The sequence below is a fragment of the Methanobrevibacter sp. genome (genome assembly GCF_030539555.1).
Lineage (GTDB): Archaea > Methanobacteriota > Methanobacteria > Methanobacteriales > Methanobacteriaceae > Methanocatella.
Genome location: NZ_JAUNXX010000009.1, coordinates 1 through 24,521 on the forward strand (window position 1 = coordinate 1; position 24,521 = coordinate 24,521).

Consider the following 24,521-nt stretch of genomic DNA (forward strand, 5'->3'; position numbering starts at 1 on the left):
GTAGATCGTCGCCTTGGCATGGCGGAGGCCCCGGGTTCAAATCCCGGTCAGTCCACTTATTATTTTTAAAATAAAGAATAATTGTGATTAGAATATGTTATTAATTGCTCAGAATCATTTACAATTTATAATAGAAGTAGGAATAATGCTATTTGTTACATGGATATTCTGTCTTAACTTAATTCCTTTATCTTTAAGTGTGGTAACTTTCTTATCTTTATTCCTTATGGGTGGTTTCACACTTCTTTTCGGAGCAGATATTGCACTGCTTGTTTTATCTTCGAGTCAGGCAGAATTCACTCACCCGTTCGGACCAATAGCATTGCTTGGAGCTGTAACAGCTTTTGCTTCGCTGAAAGTGATGAAAGAATCGGGTGTTGATATAAGGCCTCTTAGAAGATTTGTAATTCTCTTCACTGTAGGTATTACAGTATTCGGAGGATTGATGCACAGGTCTTTCTTGATTTTATGGATTTTAGGATTATTCTTAGGGTATTTATTAATATCTAAATCTTTCAGAGAAAAAACAATCATAACAGGTAAAAGAATAATGATGTTTGCCGGAGCTGCAGTTGTAGGTTTGGTATCTCTTGAATTATTAGCTAAAATTACCGGAATGAGTATTTTCTCACCACTTCTGAGATTGGGTAGGATTGAGCAATACTCTCTGTCAAGTATTAAAACAGTATTGACTAACACACAATTGATAGGACACAGCGGAAATGCTTCTTATTGGGGTGTTGAAGGAACTGCTTTTGCTGAAGGGTATATTACATTACCAATGCAATTGGTTTTATTCTTTGGTCTGCCTTTCCCAATGTTTTTCGGTATATTGGTAAACCAAAAAGACACAATCGATTATATGCTTCCGGGAATATTCGGATACGGTTTTGATTTCGGATATCTTGGATTGGTCGGATTAGTTGTGTTTGTGCTTGGAACAATTATAATAGGCCTTAAAGTTTTAACAATGTACAGGGAAAAAAGAGAGAAGAATAATAAAAAATACTTGGGTAGAGAAGTATTATTAACAGGCGCATTAGCAGCATTCTGTGCACAAGCCCTAATTGGTCTATTTGTTTTTAACAGAACAATAAATGGTATGGCATTATTAACATTCTTATTCATAGGCACATTAATTTTAGCCAATGTGGTCACACTTAAAACAAGATCGTAGGAAGTTATTATCATGAAAGCTTTAGTATTACTTGGATGTCCTGAAACCCCCTCACAAACTCCAATGGCTGTTTATGTTTTTAACAAACTGACAAAAATGGGTTATGATGTAACAATAGCTGCAAACCCTGCGGCATCAAAACTGGTAAAGATTTCAGACCCTGAAGGTTATTACAAACTCAATCTTGTGGATTTGGAAAGAACTTTAGGTGAAATTAATCAGGGAGATTATGACTTGCTTGTGGGTTTTGTTCATAAGGATGCAGCAGCTTCATTTTTCGTAACATTTGACCAGATTATTAATACCAAATCCCTTGCATTGGTATTTTCAAGGGATATGGATGAAGTTGAAGAATTTGTTAATATGATTGAAGAGAGTGGAAGCAATGCTAAAATAGTTGCTGTTAGAGCATTCCATAATCCTTCTCCTATAAAAGTTAAATTCGATAAAGCGATTAAGGAGTTTGAATAAAATGTCTTTTTGTTTAGATACTTATCTTCAACAGTCTGATAACTATGAAATCCATGCTTCAAAAGCAGGATTCAAAGACTGTGCAATGATTATTAGATTTAAAGCTGATGATTTGGTATATATAAAACCTGGAGATGAGGTTTTAGGTGTTAGAGTTATTGGAATTCCACCGATTCCAATAGGATTTGATCATGAAAAAGGGACTGTTTTTCTCCCATATACAAAGCCTTGTCATGGAACTTCTGTTGTTGAATTACCAATAGATGAAGAAGAAGTTGAAAAAATAAGAAAATTGGATACTGGTAATAAAAAATGAAATCAACAGTTGTTGGTAGTTTTCCTGCTGAGGAAAGCTCCCCTTCTAATTTTAAAGATAAACTGTTAAATTCTTTAGGGTCATTTGATCCTTTTAAAGATGCTATCAAAAGCAGTGTTATCGCTCAGCTTGATGCTGGTGTGGACATTATCTCTGATGGTCAGGTCAGAGGAGATATGGTTTCTATTTTTACAAGATACATTCCTGGAATGAAAATAGAGGATGGGAATACTGTAATCGTTTCTAAGATAAGAAATCCCACTCAGGAAATCTCCATAAAGGACATGAAGTATGCAAAGAATGTCATGAAAGAGTATTACGGTGGAAAAATTCCTGAAGATAAAGGAATTAAAGGGATTATCACAGGTCCGAATACAATCGTACATTCATCAAGAATACAATCATTTTATAAAAATAAAGAGGATGCTATTATCGATTTGGCACATAGCCTGAAGTTTGAAGTTGATGCAATTGCTAAAAAGATTCAACCGGTTTATATCCAGGTTGATGAGCCGTTTTTATCAACAGGAATGGTGGATATGAAAACAGCCCGTGAAGCTATTGACATTATACATGACGGTTTGGATATTCCATTGGGAATGCATGTATGCGGAACGCTGGATAGTGCATTCAAAGATTTAGCTAGTTTTAATGTGGATATTCTGGACATGGAATTTGCCGGAAATGATGTTAATTTGGGAGTTCTGGAAAAGAACGCTTCTTTATTGGGTTCCAAAAAAGTCGGATTCGGATGCGTGGACTCTTCCGTTAATGAAGTCGATGACATTGGAGACATTGATTATTTAGTCACAAAAGCTATTGAAATAGTGGGAAAGGAAAATTTACTTTTAGATCCGGATTGTGGTCTGAGAAGAGCACCTAAAGATGTTGCTTTTGAAAAATTAAGATTAATGAATGAAATTAAGGATAAATACAGTTAATCCTGATAACATGAATTTTGAGTTTTCTTTTGTAGCATTAATTCTTCTGGTGATGTTGTTTGTTCCCAATATCTTGTGGAGCAGATTCCCTCCAAAGAATTATGAAAAATATTCTCAAAATGAAAATAAACTGCTTTTAGTTTTTGAAAGAATTGGCCAGGTATTGGTTGTTGTCTTCTCATTGTTTTGCGGTGTTAAATTTAGTTTAAATCCGGTACTGTTGGTTGTCATATTTTTAATGATTTTGTATGAAATATATTGGATAAGGTTTTTTAGAAGTTCCAGGACAATGAATGACATGAATAGAAGTCTTTTTTTAATTCCCCTTCCTGGCGCTACACTGCCTGTAGCGGCTTTTCTGCTTTTGGGAATCTTTTCAAATAATATATTTTTAACATTGTCTTCGGTTTTGTTGGGAATCGGACACATTGGAATACATGCCGGACATGTAAGAGAATTGGAATAATTCTTTTTGTTTTCGTCAAAAAAATATAAAAACTTTTATTATATGTTTTATAAACTAATGAATAAGTATTTAATTTGAGGGAGTATATGAATATTTTTAACATAATATGTCATAGAAAACCTGAAAGAAGCTTTTTTATTAGTGGACATCAATTTCCAGTCTGTGCTAGGTGTACTGGATTTTATATAACATTGATATTATATTTTGTTTACACCTACTTCTTTTTTGTAGATTATTCTCCGTCTTTGATAATGTTGGCGGTTATTTTACTGGTTCCGGCTATTCTTGACGGTGCAACCCAATTATTTTCACTGCATGAAAGTAATAATACATTAAGGTTTACAACAGGTTTACTAGGTGGATTAGGTCTGGGAATACTTATAAAAGCTTTAAAATACTTTATATTTCTAAATTTCAGAGGGATTTAAAATGAAAGGGATAATAGAACAGTGGAATGAATTTAGCACAGGACTAAAGGTAATTTCACTCATTATGGTATGTTGTATTGGTTTGGCCATTATTGGCGGGATAATAGGTGCACTGATGCCTGATGCAAATACGTCTCAACAAATGTTATTAAATAATTTGGATGATAATAATATGTTAGGAGGAAATCTCGCCAGCTCAGATAAGGACATCAAGGTAAAAATCACATGTCCTGTTTCATGGTCTGCTTCAATCAGTGATGGAAACTCAACAGACACTTATGAGGGAACCGGTAATGAGGTCATTACCATGAATAGATCAGATTACAGTGCATTGGCTGTTGCGGCACATAAAAAGACTAGCGGTTCTGACCAGCTTAAGATAGAAATTATTAAGGATGGAGATGTTTATGCTAGAAAAGCCACAACAAGTAATAATGTAATTTCTGCTAGTACTTCTTTTGACAAACCTTTAAGTAACAGTGCAGATGAAGGTTTGAAAGTAAGAATCACATGTCCTGTTGAATGGTCCGCTTCCATAGGCAGTGGTGATGACAGTACCCATTATGAAGGTACTGGAGATGATGTCGTTGAAATTGATGATTCTAAGTATGACGTTATAGCTGCTGCGGTACAGAAAAAGACTAGCGGTTCAGATAAATTAAAAGTAGACATTATTAAGGATGGCAAAGTTGTAGACACTGAAAGCACTACAAAAGACTATGGTGTAGTTACAGTTAGTGCAACTCTCAAATAGTTTGGTTTTTCAATCAAACTATTCTTTTTTTTAGTTTTGAAAAATAGTTAGGAAATTGTTAATTTCCTAATTTATCTATATTCGTGTTTAAAGTTTTTATCATATAGCTTGGATGGGTTAAAGTCACCTGGGTCCAACACATCTCCCACCACAATCATTGCAGTCTTTGTTATGTTGGCATCTTTTACTTTTTGTGCAATATTATCGAGGGTTCCTTTAATTATTTCCTGGTCTGGCCAAGTGGCTTTTTTCACAACTGCAATTGGGGTATCTTTCTCATAACCAACCAACAATTCTTCAACCACTTTATCGATCATACCAATACCTAAAAATATGCACATTGTTGCGTGATGTTTTGAAAAGCTGGATATGCTTTCACTTTCAGGCTTTGGAGTTCTGCCTTCTGGACGTGTAATGATAACGCTTTGTGATATTTCAGGCAAGGTTAGTTCAGCCTCTAACACGCTGGCTGTCCCGAATAAAGAACTGACTCCGGGAATGATTTCATATTCGATGTCATGTTTTTTGAGTTCACGAATCTGTTCGCCTATTGCACCATAGATTGAAGGATCTCCCGTATGGACACGGGCTACCAGTTTCCCTTCACTTACAGCTTCAGTTATGATTGCATCGGTTTCTTCCAAATTCAGGTAAGCGCTATTGTGAATTTCGCAATCCTTTTTTGCAGGAGTTAAAACATCTTTGTTGACAAGTGAACCTGCATAAATGATGACGTCTGCTTTTTCAATTATTCTTCTGCCTTTAACAGTGATTAAATCAGGATCTCCAGGACCTGCACCAATGAAAATAACTTTTCCTTTCATACTATAATTTTTTATTTCAAGTATTATTTAATAATTTTGTATTAAAATTGACCTTGGATTTCAATAAACTTTATTAAGCTCTAAAATAATTAAAAAATATGGATAAAAAAGGTTTTATTTCAATAGAAAATTTGTTTTCAATCTTTATTATGATAATTATTGCTTTTAGTTTGTTATTTTTTACATTAACATCAATAGAGTCCGTCAATAATATTGAAAATAATGTTCAGCATAGGTTAATTCTAGATAAGGTGGCAAGTTTAATAAGCCAGGTAAATGCTCATGGTGCGGGATATTCGATGTATCTTAAATTGGATTCGAAACCTGGATATTATGAGATAACGGTTGAAAAAAATAAGCTGACAATGGAATTTTTAAATAAAAAGGGTGAAACATTAATACTTCCAATAAAAATTGATTCCAAATATAAATTGCATGGTGGAAAGAGTTATATAGTCAGTAAAAACGATGAGGGGAGTATTGTGATACAATGATGGAAAATAAAGGACAAATCAGTGGGGAGTATTTGCTTTTAGTTGGGGTATTGATAATCATACTTATGGTGTCGGCGGTATTCATTGCAGGTGAAAATGAACTGAATGTCGCTATGAGTGCAGCCAGAAGTGGAGTTACAGAAGGAATCGGAGTATCATCAGCAGCAATGTATTCAATAGATAGCTATAATGATTATTCAACATCAAAAAGCAATCTTCTGCACCCATATTCAATTGATATTGTCAATATTTCCTATAGTGAACTTGGAGTTGACAATAACTACGGCAAGAAAAAGATTCAGTTCAATGTATATGCTAAAGCATCTGAAAAGTACAGTAAAAGTGAACTTGACTCTATTGGTGATAGGATAAATTATAATTTAAGAAAATCACTTGCAATCAGTTTCAATTCAACTTCTTCAACAAATAATTTATACAATCCAGTTTTTTCACAACATTATGTTTTCACAACAGCTAATATTAAATGGGTTTAATTCAATAATAATTAATAAGTGATTACTATGGACAGGTATGAGAAAGGAAAGGAATGTCTTGAAGGTATTCAGAATTCATCCGTCGAAGAGATTTTCAAGGATTTGGAGGATATTGCACCTGATCTGTCAAGATTTGTTGTGGAATTTCCATATTCAGAAATCTATACAAGAGATGAGGTTGATTTGAAAACTCGTGAACTGTGCACTGTTGCGGCTCTAACTGCAATCGGAACAATCCCTCAGTTAAAGGACCATATCAATGCAGCTTTAAATGTTGGAAACACTCCCATTGAAATTGTTGAAATAATAATGCAAATGAGTGCATATGCAGGTTTTCCAAAAGCCATTAATGGGGTAGTTGCAGCAAAAGAGGTATTCTACAAAAGAGATTTGCTTCCGATTAAGTAAGATGAGATGTATGGATGAAGAATATTTTAGGAAAGTTGCCCTGAAAGTACAAGACGAAATGGTTCAAATCATTGGAAATAACAGGCAGGTCAATGATTATGAGCTGATTGTATACAAATATGTATTTTCTAAGGAGCTTGAAATTCCCCTTATAGATGATTTGGCTATTGAAGTAGCAGACGATGGATTCATTTTATACATCCTTCCGGACAATCTCCCATTCAATAAATTAAGAATGCTGGATGATGTTTTTGAAAAATTTGAAATAGAATTCATGCCTAATTCATATAATGTATTGAAATTGAAATTTTTTATAAAGTGATGATATGTATAACGAAGAAGAAAAAAAGCAGCTGATGGATGATCTGGTTGAAATGGAAACATTCAAAGCTGATGTCGGTGATGAAGGAAAAATATTGCAGGAAGATCTGAAAAAATATTTCATTGAAGGGATTGGAGATAAGCAGGATTTGATATTCAGATTGGAGCTTTACTTCTATGCCTTTAAATTGTTCTGCAGGAAGGAAGTGAAGATTGATAAAAACCAATTTATAATATATTTAAATGATTCATTACTGGAATGGGATTTAATCAAGTTGGTAATGGATGACTTCACAGATTTTGAATTGGTGATAGAATCAGTTCGTGAAAACAAGGATGTATTGACAAACTTGAATTTCACATATCACTTTTAGATTTTAAAAATCTTACGGGCATTGTTTGAAGTTATTTCATCAACAGTGTCCAAATCCATGTTTTTAATTTCAGCTATTTTTTTAACGGCATTGGCAACATTTGCAGGTTCATTTCGCTCTTCTTTAGTCATTGCCAAATAAGGGCTGTCAGTTTCAGTTAAAACATAGTCAAGATCAATTTTTGCTATCAGGTCTTGGTGATGTTTTGAGTAACAAAGCATTGTAGAAAAGCTCATAAAACAGTTATCTTTATTCATGATTCTTTTTGCAGTTTTTAGGCTGCCTCCGTAGCAGTGAAAAACGAAATATGGAATATTGTCATAGTCTTCAATGATATTGACGGCTTTTTTTTCACAGTCCCTTACATGCATTACTATTGGAACTTTATACTCCTCGGCAAGATTTAAAAAGCTCATAAAAATTTCTTGCTGCCTTTCTCTTAAGGCTTTGTCGGTTACATAAAAATAGTCCATTCCCACTTCACCAACAGCCACAATATCGGAAAGGTTGTCAATTAAATGATTTTGGGCATCTTTCAGTTCCTCATCGGTTGAGTTTTGAGAACTCACAGGGTGAAAACCGAATGTGGGATAAATGAAACCTTCGTATTTTTTGGATAAGTCCAGAACATTCTGGTTGCTTTGTTTGTTAAAGCCGGATGCAATAACAAAATCCAGGCAATCCTGCGCTCTTTTTATAACTTCGCTTCGGTCATCATCATAGTCCTTGAAATCAATGTGGCAATGGGAATCAATCATTATTTAAACTCCAAATCTTCTTTCACGTGCTTGATATGATCTGATGGCTCTGATAAAATCAACTTTCCTCAGTTCGGGCCATAGTGTTTCACAGAAGTATAACTCGGAGTATGATGACTGCCAAAGTAAAAATCCGCTTAAACGTTCTTCGCCGCTGGTTCTGATGATTAAATTAGGGTCATCTAATCCACCCGTATAAAGGTTTTTACTTACTAATTCCTCATTAACATCATCTATTGTAATTTTGCCGTCCTGAACATCCTGAATGATTTTTTTAAATGAATCGATGATTTCCAGACGTCCGTCATATCCGATAGCTATGTTGAATAATCTTTTGTCATATTGTTTGGTTGCTTCCTCAGCATCTTCAATGGCTTCTTTTACATTTTTCGGAAGCAGTTCGGTTCTGCCTACAACTTTCACTTTCACTTCATTTTTATGGATTTTCTCGTGTGTTACCAGTCTTTTGAAATTTTTAACAAACAGGTTCATAAGTCCTTCCACTTCGTGTTCGGGTCTATTGAAATTTTCAGTTGAAAATGCATAAACTGTTATGATTTCAATTCCGAGTTCTATGCTCCAGTCTAAAACATTTTCTAATGTATCCACTCCTATTTCGTGTCCCTTAACAACATCCATATTTCCTTGGAGTTTGGAAAATCTTCTGTTTCCGTCCATGATTATTGCGACATGTTTTGGCATTTTTTCTGGTTTTAGATCACGTGATATGTACCATTCATATATTCTATAAAGTATATTTTCTGCCATTTTAATCACATAAAAAATATTTTCTATTGGTATTAGATTGTATTTATAATATATTAATCTTTGGCCAGGTCATGTGCTAGAATTAAGCTTCTCACATATCCTTCAATGCTTTGGTCTCTACTAGTGTCGATGTAGGTTCTATCTATTCCAAATGTTACTGCCCCGTAACTTGGCCATGAATTAAGTAGGACAAGTGTTCTAAATATTATATTTCCTACTCTTCCGTTTGGAGCAATGATAACATTGCATTTGTCCTTAATAGCTTTTTCAATTAGAATATAGTAATTTTTGACTTCCTCTTCTGTATTTTCCTGGATGAGTTTGGTTAGTTTTCTGCTTTCTTTAATTGAGTTGGACACTTCACTGCCTCTTCCAAAATCATCTTCTCTTCCTTCAGCAAGAATTGCAATTTTTGGAGTTTTTCCAACTTTTTTTAGAAAATCAACACAGTGCATTGTCATTTCAAAGCGCTCTTCGACACTGGTTCCTTCATCGATTCCAACAGGCGTTAACAAGAATTCAAATTCATTTCCATTAACATATGTTGCTCTTGAAAGATTAGGGTAGTGTTCTTTCAGCTCTTTCATGATATTGGATGCTGGAAGGGATCCTCGCACTACTCCATCTATTTTTTTGTCTAATACTGCTTTAATCAAGTCTTCATCATTATACATTAGTATAATATCCGTTTTTGGGTGTTTTTCTTTGAAAATATGGCATGCCTGAATAATATTTTCATTTTCTCCAACACCAATAGCTATTCTTTTCATTAGTTAATTATTTATGCTTCACTATAAAATAAGTTTTTCTAATTAATTGATGTTTATGTTGTATCTAAAAGTGTAAATATAATAGTAATCTATTTTAAATTTAATTAATTAATATTATAATATGAACGAAGAGGATATTTTTAAGTTAATTGGTTATGTAATTGCATCACAATATAGGACCAACATAATCAAATGTATAGGAAATGACATTAAAATTCCATCAGTAATAGCAGAGGAAGTGGGATTGCGGACAAATCATGTTTCCAATGTCTTAAATCAATTGAAGGAAGAAGGAATTGTTGTTTGTTTAAATGAAGAGGCTCGAAAAGGAAGATTGTATAAAAATACTGATTTGGGCATCGAAATTTTGAAATATATTTAATTTTCTTTTTGATGATAAAAAAAAATGAAATTTGGAAAAATAATTTTTTCCTATTTGTTATTAAAGCTGTCAATTGCTGAATCAACCAAACCGAGTACAGATTCAGATAAATCAGGATATCTATTATCAATCGCAACAGGAATATTGTCACAATAAATCACATCCAAACCAGCAGCCATAGCATCTTTGGTAGCAACATCAACAGCAGCTGCCTTAAGTTCAGTTAACATAACATCAGCTTTTGCAATGTATTTCTCCATGTCTTGGCGCAGCAGCGGCCTATTGGATAAATGTGCAGTTGTTCCAATCACTTCACAATTATAATTTTTTTCCAGATAATCGACTAGCTTGTCTTTGACACCTTCGGGAGCAGTTGTTGCAAACAGAACTTTTTTGCCGCTTAGGTCACCTAATGGTTTTGGTCTGAACACAGTAGATATTACTGTAGCGTCGGGATTAACTTCTTCTACAAACTCTTCAATGGCTTTGATTTTATTTTTATCAGCCATAGGTTCTTCACACATGGTTAAAATTATCAAGTCTCCAAGACCAACTCTATATGGTCCGAAGTATGTGGTTAAGTTTTCCAAAGGTTGATTCGCTCCGATGAGGACAATCTTCTTATCAGTTTTAATTGGGGGTATGGCAGCTCCACTTCCCTCAAAAATCGCAAATTTGGAATCGACTTCATTGGCTAGTTTGGCACCCTGTTTCATATTTGTTAGGAATACTTCACCGGCCATTCCTCCTCCGCAGCGTCTGCAGCCAATTGTCAAGATTCTACTCATCAAAGCATCTTCCCAATGATCACTCGCTGCATGAACTCCTTTTTCAGATTGCTCAAGCAGAAATTCGGCGTTAATCTCTAACTTTTCACCATGGACTATTTCAGGTTCTTCAGGACCTCCTCTTCCCATAGCTATTACGCACGGTTCATAACCGTTTTTATCGATTAATCTTGCAACAAAACCTGAAACAGCTGTTTTTCCAATACGTTTGCCTGTTCCAAGAATGGTGATTGATGGTTTTTCCATTATTTCATATTGGGAAGTCGGTTCGAATTTAAAATCAGGTCCTTCATAGGAGATTCCTTCATTTAGAACTTTACATGCAATTTTGAATCTTTTCGGATAATCAAGAATAGGTTCATCACTTAAATCCATCACTGAATCGATAGCATATTTTCTAATCATTTCGACAATGATGTCATATGGTATGTCCTTGTCTTTTGCAAACTGAACCGGAACGCCTAATTTTTCAGAGTAAGAATCTTCAGAATCGTCTCTAAGCTTTTCAGTTCCTCCAATAAAAACGCAAGCCGCAATATCAATGTGTTCTAATTTATTTAAAGTATCTATAGCTTCTTTAGTAACTGGCAAATAGTGTTCTCCGTCAACTAAACAAAGCATTTTGTTAACGCCTTTCATAGTATTATTATGAAAGTTATTATTATTTATAAATATTCAAAAAAAAGTATGAGATTAAGCCACTTTAAGTTCTTTTTCAGAACGAGCAACTAAATCTGATAGGGAATTGCGCACGTTTTCAGGAATGGAATTTCCTTCTTTATCTGCAATAACCTGTGAGATAATTTTACAAAGGACAAAAATTGCATGTTTATGTTCTGCTTTTGTCTTGTGTATGTGGTGTGGGCTAATTTTTAGGGTAATGTATTCGCTACAGTCGTTAGTTATCTGATCATCTTCTGCTAAGTATTTTAAGACATATACTAAAAATTGATGTAATTGTATCATTTCATCCTTATACATAACTATCTAACCTTTTATTTAACCTATTACTTTAGTTAAACGATAAATTATATGAAATTATAATTTATTAATGTATTTTTTTAATATTATTATATTGTTAACTAATCATATTTAAATATTGCATCAAATTATGTTTACAAATTTCTATTTTTCAATGTTTCTACATTGTCTATTAAAGTTTCATTGATAAATCAATTAATTAGTTGTAGTTTTCAATATTATGTTCACATCGATGATTTAGGTTAATTTTGTTTAGGGTTGTCGGATATTTTTTTACAGTTTTACATTAAATTCGTTTGTTTCAACAATTTCCGGCAACTTCCCTATTGTAGCGATGTTTTCATCTGAAATTATGAGTATTCCTTCATAAAATTCCCTGAAGTTTTCAGCTGTCTCCAGTGCGTTTGTGATTTTATCCTGTGATGTTTCACCGTTTACATCATTGGCAATTCTTGTTGCGAGTCCGTCGGCAATTGAAGGGCTTTTGCCTATTACTGTTACGCTGTCTGCACTTCCAAAGCTTATTGAATGGCCGATTTTACCTGATGATGTACATATTCCCAATTGTCTTTTTCTGGGCTTTATTTTAAAAGCTATGCTGTTTCCTAAAATCCTGTTGTTGGAATATATTCCGCAAAGCGTTGTCGTATTGTTTATCAATGCAATGTCTCCGCCATTTTCGACTATTGAATTTTTTGAGCCTTTTTCAATTAGATAATCCAGGGATAGCTGGGATATTGCACCGGCAACGCATGCCATGGGACCGACATCAGCTTTGAGTGATGATTCATGCATTGTTTTAACAATCAACGGCAAATTTTCATCAATTAGATTAAGCGGTTCAAGTGAAAGCAGAAAATCTTCGTTTTTAACGATATAATTTTTCAAATCAGACCTTAATGAGTAAATGCAGTGTTTTAAATCGTGCTTTGATAAGTCTGTCCTGAGGCGTATATGTGTTTCACCTAAGTCAATCTCCTCATGATTCATGTTTTTTATATTAATTGAAGTAATTATTAAAATTTTTTCGATTAATTGTTCATATGCTATCCGTTATTTTTTCTCTAATTTGATAGAACTTTGCCTTAAAAAGCAAAATATTAAAAAGATTTATATATAATATTTTATTATTTAATAAGTAAAAAAAATTGAATTAACACGTGTGATAATTGTGAAATCCTTTGAATTTTTATCTATTGAAAGAGAAGAAAAGCCAAGAAAATGCGGAATAACAATGGTTTTGGACAAAGGTATGGGTCTTGAAACCGCATCAAGTTTAATGGACATTTCCGGTGAATATGTGGACTATTTAAAATTCGGCTGGGGAACATCAATAGTGCATGAACAAGACATTATAAAAGCAAAAGTCGAAATGTACAAGTCTCATGAGATAACTCCTTACACCGGAGGAACATTATTCGAACTTGCTTATAAAAACGACAAAATATATGAATTTTTTGATGAAGCCCACAAATTAGGTTTTCCGGCAATAGAAATATCAGACGGATCATTGGTCATCCCTAGAGAGGATAAATTAAACTGCATAGAAATGGCTAAAAAAGATGGTTTTGAAGTATTGTCTGAAGTGGGTAAAAAAAATCCTGATTTGGATAAGGAATTGTCTTTGGATGAGAGAATTGAATTCATGCAAGATGAACTGGATGCTGGGTCATCCCTAATCATTGTCGAGGCAAGGGAAGGCGGAAAAAACATTGGTATTTTCGATAAATCCGGAAATGCAAAAGAAGATGAAATAGATTATATTTTGGATAGTTTCAGGGGAGATAAAATTCTTTGGGAAGCTCCAAACAAAGACCAGCAGGTCTTTTTCATATTGAAATTGGGAAACACTGTTAATTTAGGAAACATTTCAAGTGATGATATCACCTCTCTTGAAACATTAAGAAGAGGATTGAGAGGGGATACATTAGGCAAAATCCAGTGAGGCTTTAAATTGAACGAAAGAACTATTGACCAGATCAATAAAAAAATTGATGACGGCGAAGCTAATATATATACTGCAGAGGAGTTTAAAAAGCTCATAAAAAATGATGAAGCGCCAAGCTTTGAAGAGGTGGATGTGGTTACATGCGGAACCTGTGGGGTAATGAGTGGAACTGCTGCCGTACTTAACTTCATAGTGTCCGAACCGGGTGAATTCATAAGAGCCAGAGAAGTATACTTGAATGGAGTTCCGGCATATGCAGGACCATGTCCAAACGAATGGCTGGGTTCGGTAGATGTGATACTTCACGGAACCGCCCATTCGATTTATGATGAAAACTATGGTGGAGGATTCTTGCTTAAGGAAATTCTCGAAGGCAGAGAAATTGATGTGCGTGTGGAAAGTGTGGATGGAAAAACCATAGAAAACAAAATCACTCTTGAGGATATCACAAGAGCACAGATAATAGGTTGCAGAATGGCATTTAAAAATTATACAGCATTCACAAACCCAAATGTTGAAGCGGTTTCATCAATATTTGCGGCCATTCCTCTGGAAGGTAACTTGTCCGGGCTGACGTTTTCAGGATGCGGTGATTTGAACCCTCTTCAAAACGACATTCCTCATAATGTGATTAATGAAGGCAAGAAAGTCCTTATAAATGGGGCTCAAGGATATATTTTAGGTGACGGTACCAGATCAAGTGCTGAAAAACCAAACCTGATGCTTACAGCTGATTTATGCAATATGGATCCATATTATGTTGGCGGATTTAAAACAGGTCAGGGTGGGGAGGTATATGACACTGTGGCTATTCCAATTCCCGTTTTAAATGAGAATATTTACAATAATCTATTAATCCGAGATGAGGATATTGACCTGCCTGTAGCAGACATTAAAGGCCGCCATCTGCCATTGGACAATACCAACTATAAGGAAATGTGGCAGGATTATGATTTGAGACCGAAATTCAACGATTCCGCATGCGGTAAGTGTGATAAATGTGTTGTGGAAGATGTATGTCCTACAAATGCATTTAAGAGTGAAAGGCTCAATCTGGCATACTGTTTCGGTTGCGGAATGTGTGCACATTACTGTCGCCACAATGCATTTAATATGAACACCGGAGATGTTGATTTGAACATCAACGGAAAAGATGTCAATGTTCCGATAATATGTAGGCAATCCGACAGATTAAGAGCAAATAAATTATCATTGAAGTTAAAGAAAATGATTGAAAATAAAGAATTTAAATTGTAATGGGATGGTTATATGACTACTCAAAAGATTACGGACACTCCGATTGAATTTGCAGAAGACATTATTTCTGATGTTAAGAATTCAAAAGAGGATGGTGTTTTAAAATGTGTGCAGTGTGGAATGTGCACATCAACATGCCCGGCTGCGCGTCATTCGGACTATAATCCTCGTGATATAATTGAAAGGGTCTTGGATGGGGATATTTCAATTTTAAAAGACGACAATATTTGGAATTGTTTTTACTGCTATACCTGTCATAGCGTATGCCCAGTCGGAAACAGCGTATGCGAAGTTAACCAAATACTTAAGCAATTCGCAATCAGCAAAGGCATAGGCTATGATAAATTATATGAATATATGGGATTTGCCGACAGTTACTTTACCGCAGCTATTGGAGCAATTCCGGAAATATTTTTTGAGGATATTGCAAATGATGTTCCCGGATGGTGGGAATTCAGACAGAATTTGGGCGAAATAAGGGATGAGCTGGAACTTGAACCACCACTGATGCCATCAAAAGAAGTCATTGGTGAGGTAAGTAAAATATTGACCATAACTGGCTTTAAAGATAGGATTGATAAGATAAGAGCATCACAGGAGGAAAAAAATGAAGGAGATTCCTGATAAAAACATACTTCTATTCAGAAGCTGCTTAGTCAGCGTGGAATATCCCGGTGTCGAATCGTCTACAAAATTTGTGTTCGACAAACTTGGAATCAATTACGCAATTTCAGAAAAGCAGACCTGCTGTACCGGCCTTGGACATTACTCTGATGTCTTTGACCAGGTTTCCACATCAGCTATCGGAGCCCGTAACTTCAGGATAGCAAAAGAGCTTGAAAGACCAAACCTTGTCATGATGTGTGCAACATGTTATGCAATCAACAAAAAATCAGTCAAGCTGTTAAATAAAAAAGACGACTTGAGGGAAAAAATCAATAAACTTTTTGATGAAAATGGTTTGGCTCATCTGAAATATGAAAAGGGCGACCTGAAACCTACAGAAAACATTTTCCATGTGGTGGATATTTTATATAATAAAATTGATGAAATTCCGGATAAAATAAAATATGATTTAAGTGGTTATACCATAGCCACTCACCATGGATGCCATTACTGTAAAGTTCACTATGAGGATACGATTGGTGGAGTAAGAGATCCTCGTATTATGGATGATTTAATTGAAGCATGCGGATGCAAAACTATTGGTTGGTATGACCATAAGAGGTCAACATGCGGAACAGGATTCAGACAAAGATATTCTAACAGGGAACTGTCATTCAGTGCAACAGCAGATAAGATGAATGCGATTGATGATGAGGACGTTGATATTCTTGTCCATTTATGTCCTAATTGCCATATTCAATTTGACAGGTACCAGCATTTAATTGGTGAAAGGGAAGGCAGAAAATTTAAGGCAATTCATTTAAACATCACCCAATTCATTGCACTTGCGATGGGTGGCGATCTGGACAAGGTAATCGGTCAAAAAGCACATACAGTACCGATTAATTCTATTATTAAGGAATTGAAGGAGGTTGAAAAATGAGGGATGATTTGAAAGTTGGCGTGTTTTTATGTGAATGTGGTGGAAATATTGCAGATACAATAGATTTGGATGAGGTAAGAGATGCATTGGATGTTGAATTTATTGGACAGTTTGAAAATCTATGCTCCTTAAACGGCCGTAAGATAATCCGTGACGCAATATTTGATTATGATCTTGACAGGGTTGTTGTTGCAGCATGCTCACCGATAAGCCATGAAAAAACATTCCAGGATTACGTAAAACCTCTAAACCCTTATCTGATGGACATGGCAAACATAAGGGAACAGTGTTCATGGGTACATTCGGATAAGAAAAAGGCCACTCATAAAGCCATTACATTAATTAATGCATCAATTGAAAAAGTCAAACAATCTGATGCTGTAGATCCGATCTATTGTCAGACACCAAAGGAAGTTGCGGTAATAGGAGGAGGAATTGCGGGAATGAACGCCGCATTGTCCCTTGCAAAGCAGGGAACAAAGGTTACAATAATAGAGAAATCCCCCTCAATCGGAGGGCATATGGCTAAAATTGGTAAGGTATTCTCACCAGTTAAAATTGCTGAAGAATGTGGAATGTGCCTTTTAAACCCAATATTAAATGAGCTTGTCTGGAATGAAAACATTGAGGTATTGACAAATGCAAAAGTGATTGAAGCTGAAAGGAGAGCAGGAACATATAACCTCATAGTAGAACAGTCTCCAAGATATGTCGACCCTGAAAAATGTATAGCATGCGGCAAATGCGCCGAAGTGTGTGAAGTGGAAGTTCCAAACGACTGGAACGACAATCTTTCCATGAGAAAAGCAATTTACAGGCCTTTTGGCCAATCATATCCCGAAGCATATGTCATTGATATGGAAAACTGTTCAAAATGTGGGGATTGCTTTAGGACATGTAACATGAAAGCAATCAAGCTTAAAAGAAAGCCTGAAAAATTATTATTGCAGGTTGGCTCAATTATCGTTGCAACAGGCCATAAGTTATTTGATATGGAAAAACGTCCTGAATACGGATATGACAGATATGATGATGTGATAACACAGTCAGAACTGGGTCGTATCACAGGTGTAAACGGCCCAACCAAAGGAAAACTTCTTAAGGCAAATGGTGAAGTTCCAAAACGTGTTGTAATGATTCAATGTGTGGGGTCACGTGATGAAAAACCTGATGGACATAAATACTGTTCAAAAATATGCTGTACGGTAGCCCTTAAGAATGCAAACATAATCAAACATAAATATCCTGATACTGATGTTTTAATCTGTTATACAGATATCAGAACGCCGGGAATGTTTGAAAAATACTACAAACACACCCAGGAAAATGAAGTGAGATTCCTGCGTGGAAGACCTGGTGAGGTAGTCAAAAAAGGAGACAATTTTATTGTTAGGACAGAAGATACTCTTAAAGGAGAATTTGTAGAAATTGAAGCTGATATGGTAGTACTTTCAACAGCAATGGAACCATCTGAAGGCACATGTGAAATTGCAGAAATTTTGAACGTTGGAACCACAGAAGATGGTTTTATTAAGGAATCTCACCCTAAAATCAAACCTGTAGCTACCGATGTACAGGGAATTTTTGTATGTGGAACTGCACATGATCCGAAAGACATAACGGATTCGATTATGCAGGCGACAGCAGCTGCCTCAAAAGTTTCAGAATACAACTACGGTGGTGTTGAAATCGAACCGTTCATTGCTGAAATCGACAAGGAAAAATGCATTGTCTGCGGAGAATGTATTGCGAGATGCAAATACAAATCCATGAGCATACAGGATGATGAAATTTACATTGATCCTATGAGCTGCACAGGTTGCGGAAAATGCCTTGTAGGATGTAACCAAAGAGCAATTACAGTAAACGGTAACATTGATGAAAAGATATTGTCCACAATTAATGGGGTATTGTCTAAAAAACAAGAAGGCGAACGCATGATTCTGGTGTTCCTGGATAATATAGGATATACTGCCGCCGATAACATTGGAGTTAACAGATTGTCCTATCCTGAATCAATACATATCATCAAGGTAATTTCTGTAAATAGGGTAAGGCCAAAACATATTAGATATGCACTTGATAATGGTGCTGACGGTATATTTATTGGTGAATTCCCTGGAGATTTGATGTATGATGAGGTGGAACGTAAAATCCAAAGGGTTAAAGATAGAATTTCCGAAATGGGTCATAATCATGAAAGGATTACATTTTCAAAAGTTTATATACCCTACTTCTCAGGTCTTGCTCGAAAATTCAATGATTTCGATAAGAAAATCGCAGAGCTGGAAGAAGGAAAATAGTACGGTGATGTTTAGTTTTTTTCTAAACTAAGCATTATTTTTTTTAATGAAATATTTTACTTTATAAAATTTATATTAATTTAATACATAACTATTATTATGTTTAAAAAAATAATCTTTGCCCTAATTATACTCATAATAGCTATTTCATCAGTCAGTGCAACTGATATTAACTCGACATGTGATGAATATAGTAATTTTAACATGATTTCAAATAATATTTCTGATGTTAGTCTCACTGAGTTCGATGATGTGGGACTTGCTGACACGGATTCTGATGCATTGGCAGCAGCAAAAACAGTTTATTTTGATGCATCAGCAAGTACGGATGGGTCAGGTACCAAATCAAATCCTTATAAATATTTATACAGCGGAAGGATTACATCCGGCATGACAGCTTATTTTGCTAATGGGGTATACTCGTTTTCAGGCACTGGAAAAATTGGGTATAATTCATTATACAAAACCACTTTCATTGGGCAAAGTAAAGATAAAACAATTATTCGATCCACTGCAAGTTATTCGTTCGATTTAATTGTTTCATCAAATTCAAATTTAGTTTTAAAGGATTTAACATTTGACTATGGTCATATTGTAAACAGTGGAAATGTCGAAGCGGAAAATGTCATATTCAAGAATTCAGTGTGTTCATACACTTCTACAAGTTCTTCTGTAGGATCATATTCCTGCGGCGGAGTAATATACAGCAATGCTTCAAAAGGAAGTACATGTTCCATAAATCTTAAAAACTGTAATTTCCAGTCAAATGAAGCAAAACATGGCGGAGTTATATCTGCAAACTATACAAATATCGTAATAACAAATTGTGTTTTCCAGAATTCCATATCAAACAGGTCAGGTGGTGCGATTTATAGTTTAAATTCAAACATAACTATTTCAAAATCTTCATTTACTAGGAATAATGCGAAATATGGTGGTGCAATTTATAGTGAAAAGGGTATAATTAAGCTGATAGATTCAAATTTCACTTCATCACAGGCATATAGCTTTGGTGGTGTAATAGCTTCTCAATTATCCAATATATCATCAAGTAATTGTATATTTTATAATTATAATTCCCTAACCGATTCGGGTGGTGCAATTTATTCTGATAGGGGTTCTGTAGATATTTCAAAATCCACTTTTAAAAATGGTGTGGCTGATTTTGGTGGTGCAATATGTGTTTTAAATGTAGGTTTAACAGTTTCAAACTCTAATTTCCAAAACAACACTGCAAACTATGGCGGAGCCATCTATAACATATATAAAACTGTTTATATTTACAACACCAATTTTAAGAGTTCCACTGCATACCTTTATGGTGGTGCAGTCTGCAGCTATCTTGCCGATTCAATCACAATAAAAAATAGTGTTTTCGTTAGTTCAGATGACATGTATATCTTTGCAAAATCAACAACTAAAATTGTTCAAAGCGGAAACAGCGGTTTAACAAATGTTAAAACTGTTAATACTACTATATTGACAGTATCCCCTAATGTTGTTGCTCCAATAATCAATTATTCACCATCATCTCAAAATTCAATTCCATCTTACTATAATTCTAATGACTACGGCTATGTCACTCCAGTTAAAAATCAGATGGATGGAGGAAATTGCTGGGCTTTTGCGGCTATTGCAACATTGGAAATCTGTCTTAAAAAAGCAACTGGAATCACATATGACTTTTCAGAAGAAAACATTAAAAACCTCATGTCAATCTATTCGTTAGTTGGAAGAGACCAGTATCCCAATAAGGGAGGATTGGACAATATGGTTTTCGGATATCTGACAAGCTGGCTGGGTCCGATTAATGATAATCTGGATGTTTATGATGATTATTCTGCATTGTCCACAATATATTCTTCTCTTTTGCATATCCAAAATATTTATTTCCTGCCGGTTCGAGCAGATACAAGCGATAATAATGCTATCAAAAAGGCCATAATGGATTATGGTGCCGTTGCCGCCAGTTATGCTTGGACTACAAGTTATCATTCAGTCACTCTTGTCGGCTGGAATGATAATTATAATGCTAAGGATTACTTTGGAAATTATGCTAAGGGAGTATGGATAGTAAAAAACAGCTGGGGATCTGATTCAGACGATAACGGTTATGTATATATTTCATATGACAAGAACTTTAAATATGAATCATCCAATTATCATAACTATCTTTACACATTCATTTTCAATGATGCCGAAGGTTATTCAAGGAACTATCAGTATGATTTGAATAGTGTAAATTATTATGAAACTTCATCAAGTAATGGGGTTAAATATAAAAATACATTTGTAGCACAGGATAATGAAATATTGTCCGCATTCTCTACAGTGTTTAAGGAGCCGACAAGCTATAAGGTTTCACTTTACAAGGGAAATACTTTGATTTTGACTCAACAAGGATACAGTCAGGCAGGATACTATACAATTCCATTCAATACTAAAACAACATTATCTAAAGGCGACCAGTTCACAATATGTATTGAAAACCTGAATTCAGGAAAGAAATTTATTCCTCTTTCTGATGCTTCATATTCTAATCTGGGAAATTTCCCGAAGGGAGTCTCCTATATCAGTTTTGGAAGTAGCTGGTATGACTTATATTCACACTATAGTAAACCTAAGATTGCATGTATTAAAGCATTTACAACACCTTTGACCTTGAATGAGGTTACACTCAGCATTGATAAATTCACTAATGTTTATGTTAATGAGAAGTTGACAATTAATTTTAAATTAAGCAATAGTAATCTGAATAGAGGTTTTGTAACTGTCAATATTGGCGATAAAACTTATTATGCAAGTGTTTATGGTGGTAAGGCCAGCTTAAAAATTAGTTTCAATGCCATAGGGTCATACAATTTCAAAGCCCAATATAAAAATAACCTTTATGCATCAAACACTGTCAGTTTTAACTTTAATGTAATCAAAACTGCAGGTGTGATATCCATTTCAGCTCCTGATGTGACTAGTTATTATGGAAGGTCCACCAAATTCTCCATCAGGTTAACCGATGATGGCCAACCTATTAACGGTGCTGTTGTCAGTTATACATGCGGTTCTTTTTCAACTACTGCAACTACAAACAGCAATGGTTATGCGTATGTTTATGTTAATTTAAGTCCGGGAACATATGATGTAACATCACAATATGGCGGTAAATCAGTTAAATCCAAGATTACAGTCAAATCTACCATTTCAGCCAGTGACCTGACTTATGATTATGGAAGTTCTTATATTAAGGCCACATTTTACAATACTGCCGGAGGAGTTCTTTCCAACACTCAGGTAAAATTCCAAACTGGAATTTTAACGTATACTGTTACAACCAACAGCAACGGTGTTGCAGTTGTTAAATTTGATAGGAATGCATCCACATATGGTGTGATTGCCATTAACCCTGTAAATAACGAGGAGAAATCATTTAAGGTAACGGTTTCAAAGGTTACTCCAATCTTAACCTTAAAGCAGATCACATTGGATGGTTATGATGCGGTAAGGGCAAGTCTGTCTCAAACATCAGCTACAGGAAATATTGTTTTCACAGTCGAGGATACAGACTATTCTACTGGAATCAGCGAAGGCATTTCAAATCTAAAAATAATTAACCGTAACGGAATCTATGATGTAACGGTTAAATATTCCGGAGATGCCAATTTCAATCCAGTTTCCAAGTCAATATCTGTTAATGTGGGCAGTTATTTAGCATCAATATCCGTTAGTGGCATTACAAAGACCTATGGTGATTCCAAACAGCTGGTAATCACTGTTCGTGACAATCATGGTAATCCTGTTAAAGATAATTTCATAAGTGTTGATGTTTATGATGATGATTTGGAATTCTACGATAGCTATTATTTATGGACTAATTCTAAAGGTCAAGTAAAACTTAACTGTAATTTCAAACCAGGTACATATAGTTTGGATGTTAGCAATGATGATGATTATATTAATGTGGATGTGGTTGTAAAAAAAGCCGCTTCTAAATTGACTGCAGCAAATAGGATTGTCAATGCCAAATCAAAGATAAAAACCTATACAATAGTGTTGAAAAACAACAAGAACAAGGTTCTTAAGAATCAGAAAGTTACTTTAAGGGTTGGAGGTGTAACTTATGTTGCAAAAACCAACGGCTACGGCAAGGCAATATTTAAGATAACTAAATTAAATAGAAAAGGAACTTTCAAGGCCATAGTTAGCTATGCTGGCAATTCCTACTACAAAAAGATTAGTAAGATAGTTAGATTCTATGTACGATAAGGGGAATTATATCCTCTTTTACACTTTTTTGTAAGTATTATATACTTATTTTGATATAATTATTAATTAGTATGAATACATGGAGGGAAATTTTTGTCAAATAAAATGATAATACTTGTGTTGATTCTTGTAAGTTTTCTTGCAATTTCCACTGTCAGTGCACAGGATAACTCTACTGTTGTAGAAAATGCTCAAGACAATGATTTAGACAGTCAGATTGACATACAGGAAATTACTTCAAGTGAAAACACTTATTCTTTAGCTAATACTAATGAATCTGCAATAGGGGATGTTGAAGATCCCGGTGCATATATTTACACACCATCAAAAATTTATTATAGCTATCAAAAGGATTATGATGCTTATGAATATGACAGCAATATAATATACGGATACAATAATCATTTCGAAGGTTATTTAAAAATCTATAATGGAAATGCTCTCATTGCTTCCCACTTCTGCAATGGTACTGAAGACTTTGAAACAGGTTCATTTTTTGATTTGATTGATGGAAAGAAAGTGTCTTTAAGCAAATATACCTTGAAAATGGAAGATATGGATGGTAAGGTTTGGGTGTCAAAATCTTTAAATGTTGTTAAAAATCCAATAAAACTGGACTTTACCAGTTTTAAAGAGTCTGCTGAATATTCATCAGAAACTTTTTATCAGTATGTGCTGGATGAATATGGTAACAGCATTAATGATGCCAAAGGAACCATTACACTAACTTTAAATGGAAAACAATACAAAACTACAGTTAAAAACGGCAAATTCAAATTATCTTTTAACATTCCAGTAACCCCAAAAACATATGTCTGTAAAGTTAAGTATTCAGGAGATGCTAAATATCAAAGCAGTTCCAAAACTTTCAGGTTAACAATTTACAAGCCTGTTCCCAAAGTATATGCTTTAAATAAGGCAGTTAAAGTGAAATCAACTAAAATATATTCTGTAATACTTAAAAATAATCATGGCAAAGCCATGAAGAAAGCCCAAGTTTCCTTAAAAGTTAATGGAAAAATCTACTATGCAATTACAAACAATTATGGAAAGGCTTTATTTAAGATAACTAATATAAATAAAAAAGGAACAGTTAATGCTTTCGTGAAATATTCAGGAAGCGTAATTTATAAGCCTGCCTTCAAAACTGTCAGATTCACAGTCGTGTAGATGAAAACTCATCTACAATCTCTTTTTTTTTAAATCATTGTTTTGATTTTCTTTCAGTTTGTTGAAATTATTTTGGAAAAATGGAAATAATTGCTGTATCATGTAGATTAGGCAATAGC

At 34.6% G+C, this 24,521-nt stretch carries 27 protein-coding genes; 20 read left to right on the forward strand and 7 right to left on the reverse strand.

Annotated elements, in window-relative coordinates; genetic code table 11:
- The first annotated feature begins 94 nt into the window (after positions 1-94).
- The 7 genes from Q4Q55_RS03365 (at position 95) to Q4Q55_RS03395 (ending at position 4,553) form a co-directional block, all read left to right on the forward strand.
- The gene (locus tag Q4Q55_RS03365) at positions 95-1,177 is read left to right on the forward strand and encodes a hypothetical protein (RefSeq protein WP_303371407.1); all 1,083 of its coding nucleotides are present in this window, start codon (positions 95-97) and stop codon (positions 1,175-1,177) included.
- A gap of 12 nt (positions 1,178-1,189) precedes the next feature.
- Complete coding sequence (locus Q4Q55_RS03370) at positions 1,190-1,648, forward strand: DUF1890 domain-containing protein (protein WP_303371408.1); 459 nt, start codon at positions 1,190-1,192, stop codon at positions 1,646-1,648.
- 1 nt (position 1,649) lies between these two features.
- Positions 1,650-1,964 (forward strand): DUF1894 domain-containing protein, encoded by a 315-nt coding sequence (locus Q4Q55_RS03375; RefSeq protein ID WP_292603436.1) that lies wholly within the window; start codon positions 1,650-1,652, stop codon positions 1,962-1,964.
- The gene (locus Q4Q55_RS03380) at positions 1,961-2,905 is read left to right on the forward strand and encodes a methionine synthase (RefSeq protein ID WP_303371409.1); all 945 of its coding nucleotides are present in this window, start codon (positions 1,961-1,963) and stop codon (positions 2,903-2,905) included. The genes Q4Q55_RS03375 and Q4Q55_RS03380 overlap by 4 nt, the downstream gene beginning before the upstream one ends.
- A 10-nt stretch (positions 2,906-2,915) precedes the next feature.
- Positions 2,916-3,371, forward strand: a complete 456-nt coding sequence (locus tag Q4Q55_RS03385) for a hypothetical protein (RefSeq protein ID WP_303371410.1) — start codon at positions 2,916-2,918, stop codon at positions 3,369-3,371.
- An 86-nt stretch (positions 3,372-3,457) separates the two neighbouring features.
- Positions 3,458-3,799, forward strand: coding sequence for a DUF2085 domain-containing protein (locus Q4Q55_RS03390; RefSeq protein WP_303371411.1), 342 nt, complete (start codon positions 3,458-3,460; stop codon positions 3,797-3,799).
- A 1-nt stretch (position 3,800) separates the two neighbouring features.
- Positions 3,801-4,553 (forward strand): hypothetical protein, encoded by a 753-nt coding sequence (locus Q4Q55_RS03395; RefSeq protein WP_303371412.1) that lies wholly within the window; start codon positions 3,801-3,803, stop codon positions 4,551-4,553.
- Positions 4,554-4,624: 71 nt separating this feature from the next.
- On the opposite strand, the gene cobM is transcribed toward Q4Q55_RS03395, so the two are convergent.
- Positions 4,625-5,377, reverse strand: coding sequence for a precorrin-4 C(11)-methyltransferase (gene cobM, locus Q4Q55_RS03400; protein WP_303371413.1), 753 nt, complete (start codon positions 5,375-5,377; stop codon positions 4,625-4,627).
- 98 nt (positions 5,378-5,475) lie between these two features.
- Between cobM and Q4Q55_RS03405 the strand changes: the two genes are divergently transcribed.
- Genes Q4Q55_RS03405 through Q4Q55_RS03425 form a run of 5 tightly spaced genes read left to right on the forward strand, consistent with a single transcriptional unit; the run spans position 5,476 to position 7,468 of the window.
- Positions 5,476-5,871, forward strand: coding sequence for a hypothetical protein (locus tag Q4Q55_RS03405; protein WP_303371414.1), 396 nt, complete (start codon positions 5,476-5,478; stop codon positions 5,869-5,871).
- Positions 5,868-6,365 (forward strand): hypothetical protein, encoded by a 498-nt coding sequence (locus Q4Q55_RS03410; RefSeq protein WP_303371415.1) that lies wholly within the window; start codon positions 5,868-5,870, stop codon positions 6,363-6,365. Before Q4Q55_RS03405 ends, Q4Q55_RS03410 begins: the two co-directional genes overlap by 4 nt.
- A gap of 27 nt (positions 6,366-6,392) precedes the next feature.
- Entirely contained in the window at positions 6,393-6,773 is a 381-nt protein-coding gene (locus Q4Q55_RS03415; protein WP_303371416.1) for a carboxymuconolactone decarboxylase family protein, read from the forward strand.
- 10 nt (positions 6,774-6,783) lie between these two features.
- Complete coding sequence (locus Q4Q55_RS03420) at positions 6,784-7,095, forward strand: hypothetical protein (RefSeq protein WP_303371417.1); 312 nt, start codon at positions 6,784-6,786, stop codon at positions 7,093-7,095.
- A 4-nt stretch (positions 7,096-7,099) separates the two neighbouring features.
- Positions 7,100-7,468, forward strand: coding sequence for a hypothetical protein (locus Q4Q55_RS03425; protein ID WP_303371418.1), 369 nt, complete (start codon positions 7,100-7,102; stop codon positions 7,466-7,468).
- Here Q4Q55_RS03425 and Q4Q55_RS03430 read toward each other — a convergent pair.
- From Q4Q55_RS03430 to mtxX, 3 genes are read right to left on the reverse strand one after another with little or no spacing between them, the layout of a single operon-like run.
- On the reverse strand, positions 7,465-8,226 hold the full coding sequence (locus Q4Q55_RS03430; protein ID WP_303371419.1) for a TatD family hydrolase: 762 nt from the start codon (positions 8,224-8,226) through the stop codon (positions 7,465-7,467). The genes Q4Q55_RS03425 and Q4Q55_RS03430 overlap by 4 nt on opposite strands.
- A gap of 3 nt (positions 8,227-8,229) precedes the next feature.
- On the reverse strand, positions 8,230-8,994 hold the full coding sequence (gene uppS, locus Q4Q55_RS03435) for a polyprenyl diphosphate synthase (RefSeq protein WP_303371420.1): 765 nt from the start codon (positions 8,992-8,994) through the stop codon (positions 8,230-8,232).
- 53 nt (positions 8,995-9,047) lie between these two features.
- Positions 9,048-9,764: a methanogenesis marker protein Mmp4/MtxX gene (gene mtxX / locus Q4Q55_RS03440; RefSeq protein WP_303371421.1), complete on the reverse strand. Its 717-nt coding sequence runs from the start codon at positions 9,762-9,764 to the stop codon at positions 9,048-9,050.
- 121 nt (positions 9,765-9,885) lie between these two features.
- On the opposite strand from mtxX, the gene Q4Q55_RS03445 reads away from it, so the two are divergent.
- Positions 9,886-10,146 (forward strand): helix-turn-helix domain-containing protein, encoded by a 261-nt coding sequence (locus Q4Q55_RS03445; RefSeq protein ID WP_303371422.1) that lies wholly within the window; start codon positions 9,886-9,888, stop codon positions 10,144-10,146.
- Between the two features lie 50 nt (positions 10,147-10,196).
- Here Q4Q55_RS03445 and Q4Q55_RS03450 read toward each other — a convergent pair whose 3' ends face one another.
- From Q4Q55_RS03450 to Q4Q55_RS03460, 3 genes are all read right to left on the reverse strand, one after another.
- Positions 10,197-11,573 carry a 2,3-diphosphoglycerate synthetase gene (locus Q4Q55_RS03450; RefSeq protein ID WP_303371423.1) on the reverse strand — a complete coding sequence of 459 codons (1,377 nt, stop codon included), beginning with the start codon at positions 11,571-11,573 and terminating at the stop codon, positions 10,197-10,199.
- Between the two features lie 54 nt (positions 11,574-11,627).
- Positions 11,628-11,915: a UPF0058 family protein gene (locus tag Q4Q55_RS03455; protein WP_303371424.1), complete on the reverse strand. Its 288-nt coding sequence runs from the start codon at positions 11,913-11,915 to the stop codon at positions 11,628-11,630.
- A 273-nt stretch (positions 11,916-12,188) separates the two neighbouring features.
- A complete protein-coding gene (locus Q4Q55_RS03460) occupies positions 12,189-12,905 on the reverse strand; it encodes a UPF0280 family protein (RefSeq protein WP_303371425.1) in 717 nt (238 codons plus the stop codon).
- A gap of 181 nt (positions 12,906-13,086) precedes the next feature.
- On the opposite strand from Q4Q55_RS03460, the gene comA reads away from it, so the two are divergent.
- The 7 genes from comA to Q4Q55_RS03495 all read left to right on the forward strand — a co-directional run bounded on the left by comA (position 13,087) and on the right by Q4Q55_RS03495 (position 24,402).
- Positions 13,087-13,860 (forward strand): phosphosulfolactate synthase, encoded by a 774-nt coding sequence (comA, locus tag Q4Q55_RS03465; protein WP_303371426.1) that lies wholly within the window; start codon positions 13,087-13,089, stop codon positions 13,858-13,860.
- Between the two features lie 9 nt (positions 13,861-13,869).
- Positions 13,870-15,120, forward strand: coding sequence for a methanogenesis marker 16 metalloprotein (locus Q4Q55_RS03470; RefSeq protein ID WP_303371427.1), 1,251 nt, complete (start codon positions 13,870-13,872; stop codon positions 15,118-15,120).
- A gap of 12 nt (positions 15,121-15,132) precedes the next feature.
- Positions 15,133-15,744 (forward strand): ferredoxin:CoB-CoM heterodisulfide reductase subunit HdrC, encoded by a 612-nt coding sequence (gene hdrC, locus Q4Q55_RS03475; RefSeq protein ID WP_303371428.1) that lies wholly within the window; start codon positions 15,133-15,135, stop codon positions 15,742-15,744.
- Positions 15,728-16,669, forward strand: a complete 942-nt coding sequence (gene hdrB / locus Q4Q55_RS03480; protein WP_303371429.1) for a ferredoxin:CoB-CoM heterodisulfide reductase subunit HdrB — start codon at positions 15,728-15,730, stop codon at positions 16,667-16,669. Before hdrC ends, hdrB begins: the two co-directional genes overlap by 17 nt.
- Positions 16,666-18,972 (forward strand): ferredoxin:CoB-CoM heterodisulfide reductase subunit HdrA, encoded by a 2,307-nt coding sequence (gene hdrA / locus Q4Q55_RS03485; protein WP_303371430.1) that lies wholly within the window; start codon positions 16,666-16,668, stop codon positions 18,970-18,972. Before hdrB ends, hdrA begins: the two co-directional genes overlap by 4 nt.
- A gap of 99 nt (positions 18,973-19,071) precedes the next feature.
- Positions 19,072-23,232: a C1 family peptidase gene (locus Q4Q55_RS03490; protein WP_303371431.1), complete on the forward strand. Its 4,161-nt coding sequence runs from the start codon at positions 19,072-19,074 to the stop codon at positions 23,230-23,232.
- Positions 23,233-23,325: 93 nt separating this feature from the next.
- Entirely contained in the window at positions 23,326-24,402 is a 1,077-nt protein-coding gene (locus Q4Q55_RS03495; RefSeq protein ID WP_303371432.1) for an Ig-like domain-containing protein, read from the forward strand.
- The last annotated feature ends 119 nt before the right edge of the window (positions 24,403-24,521 follow it).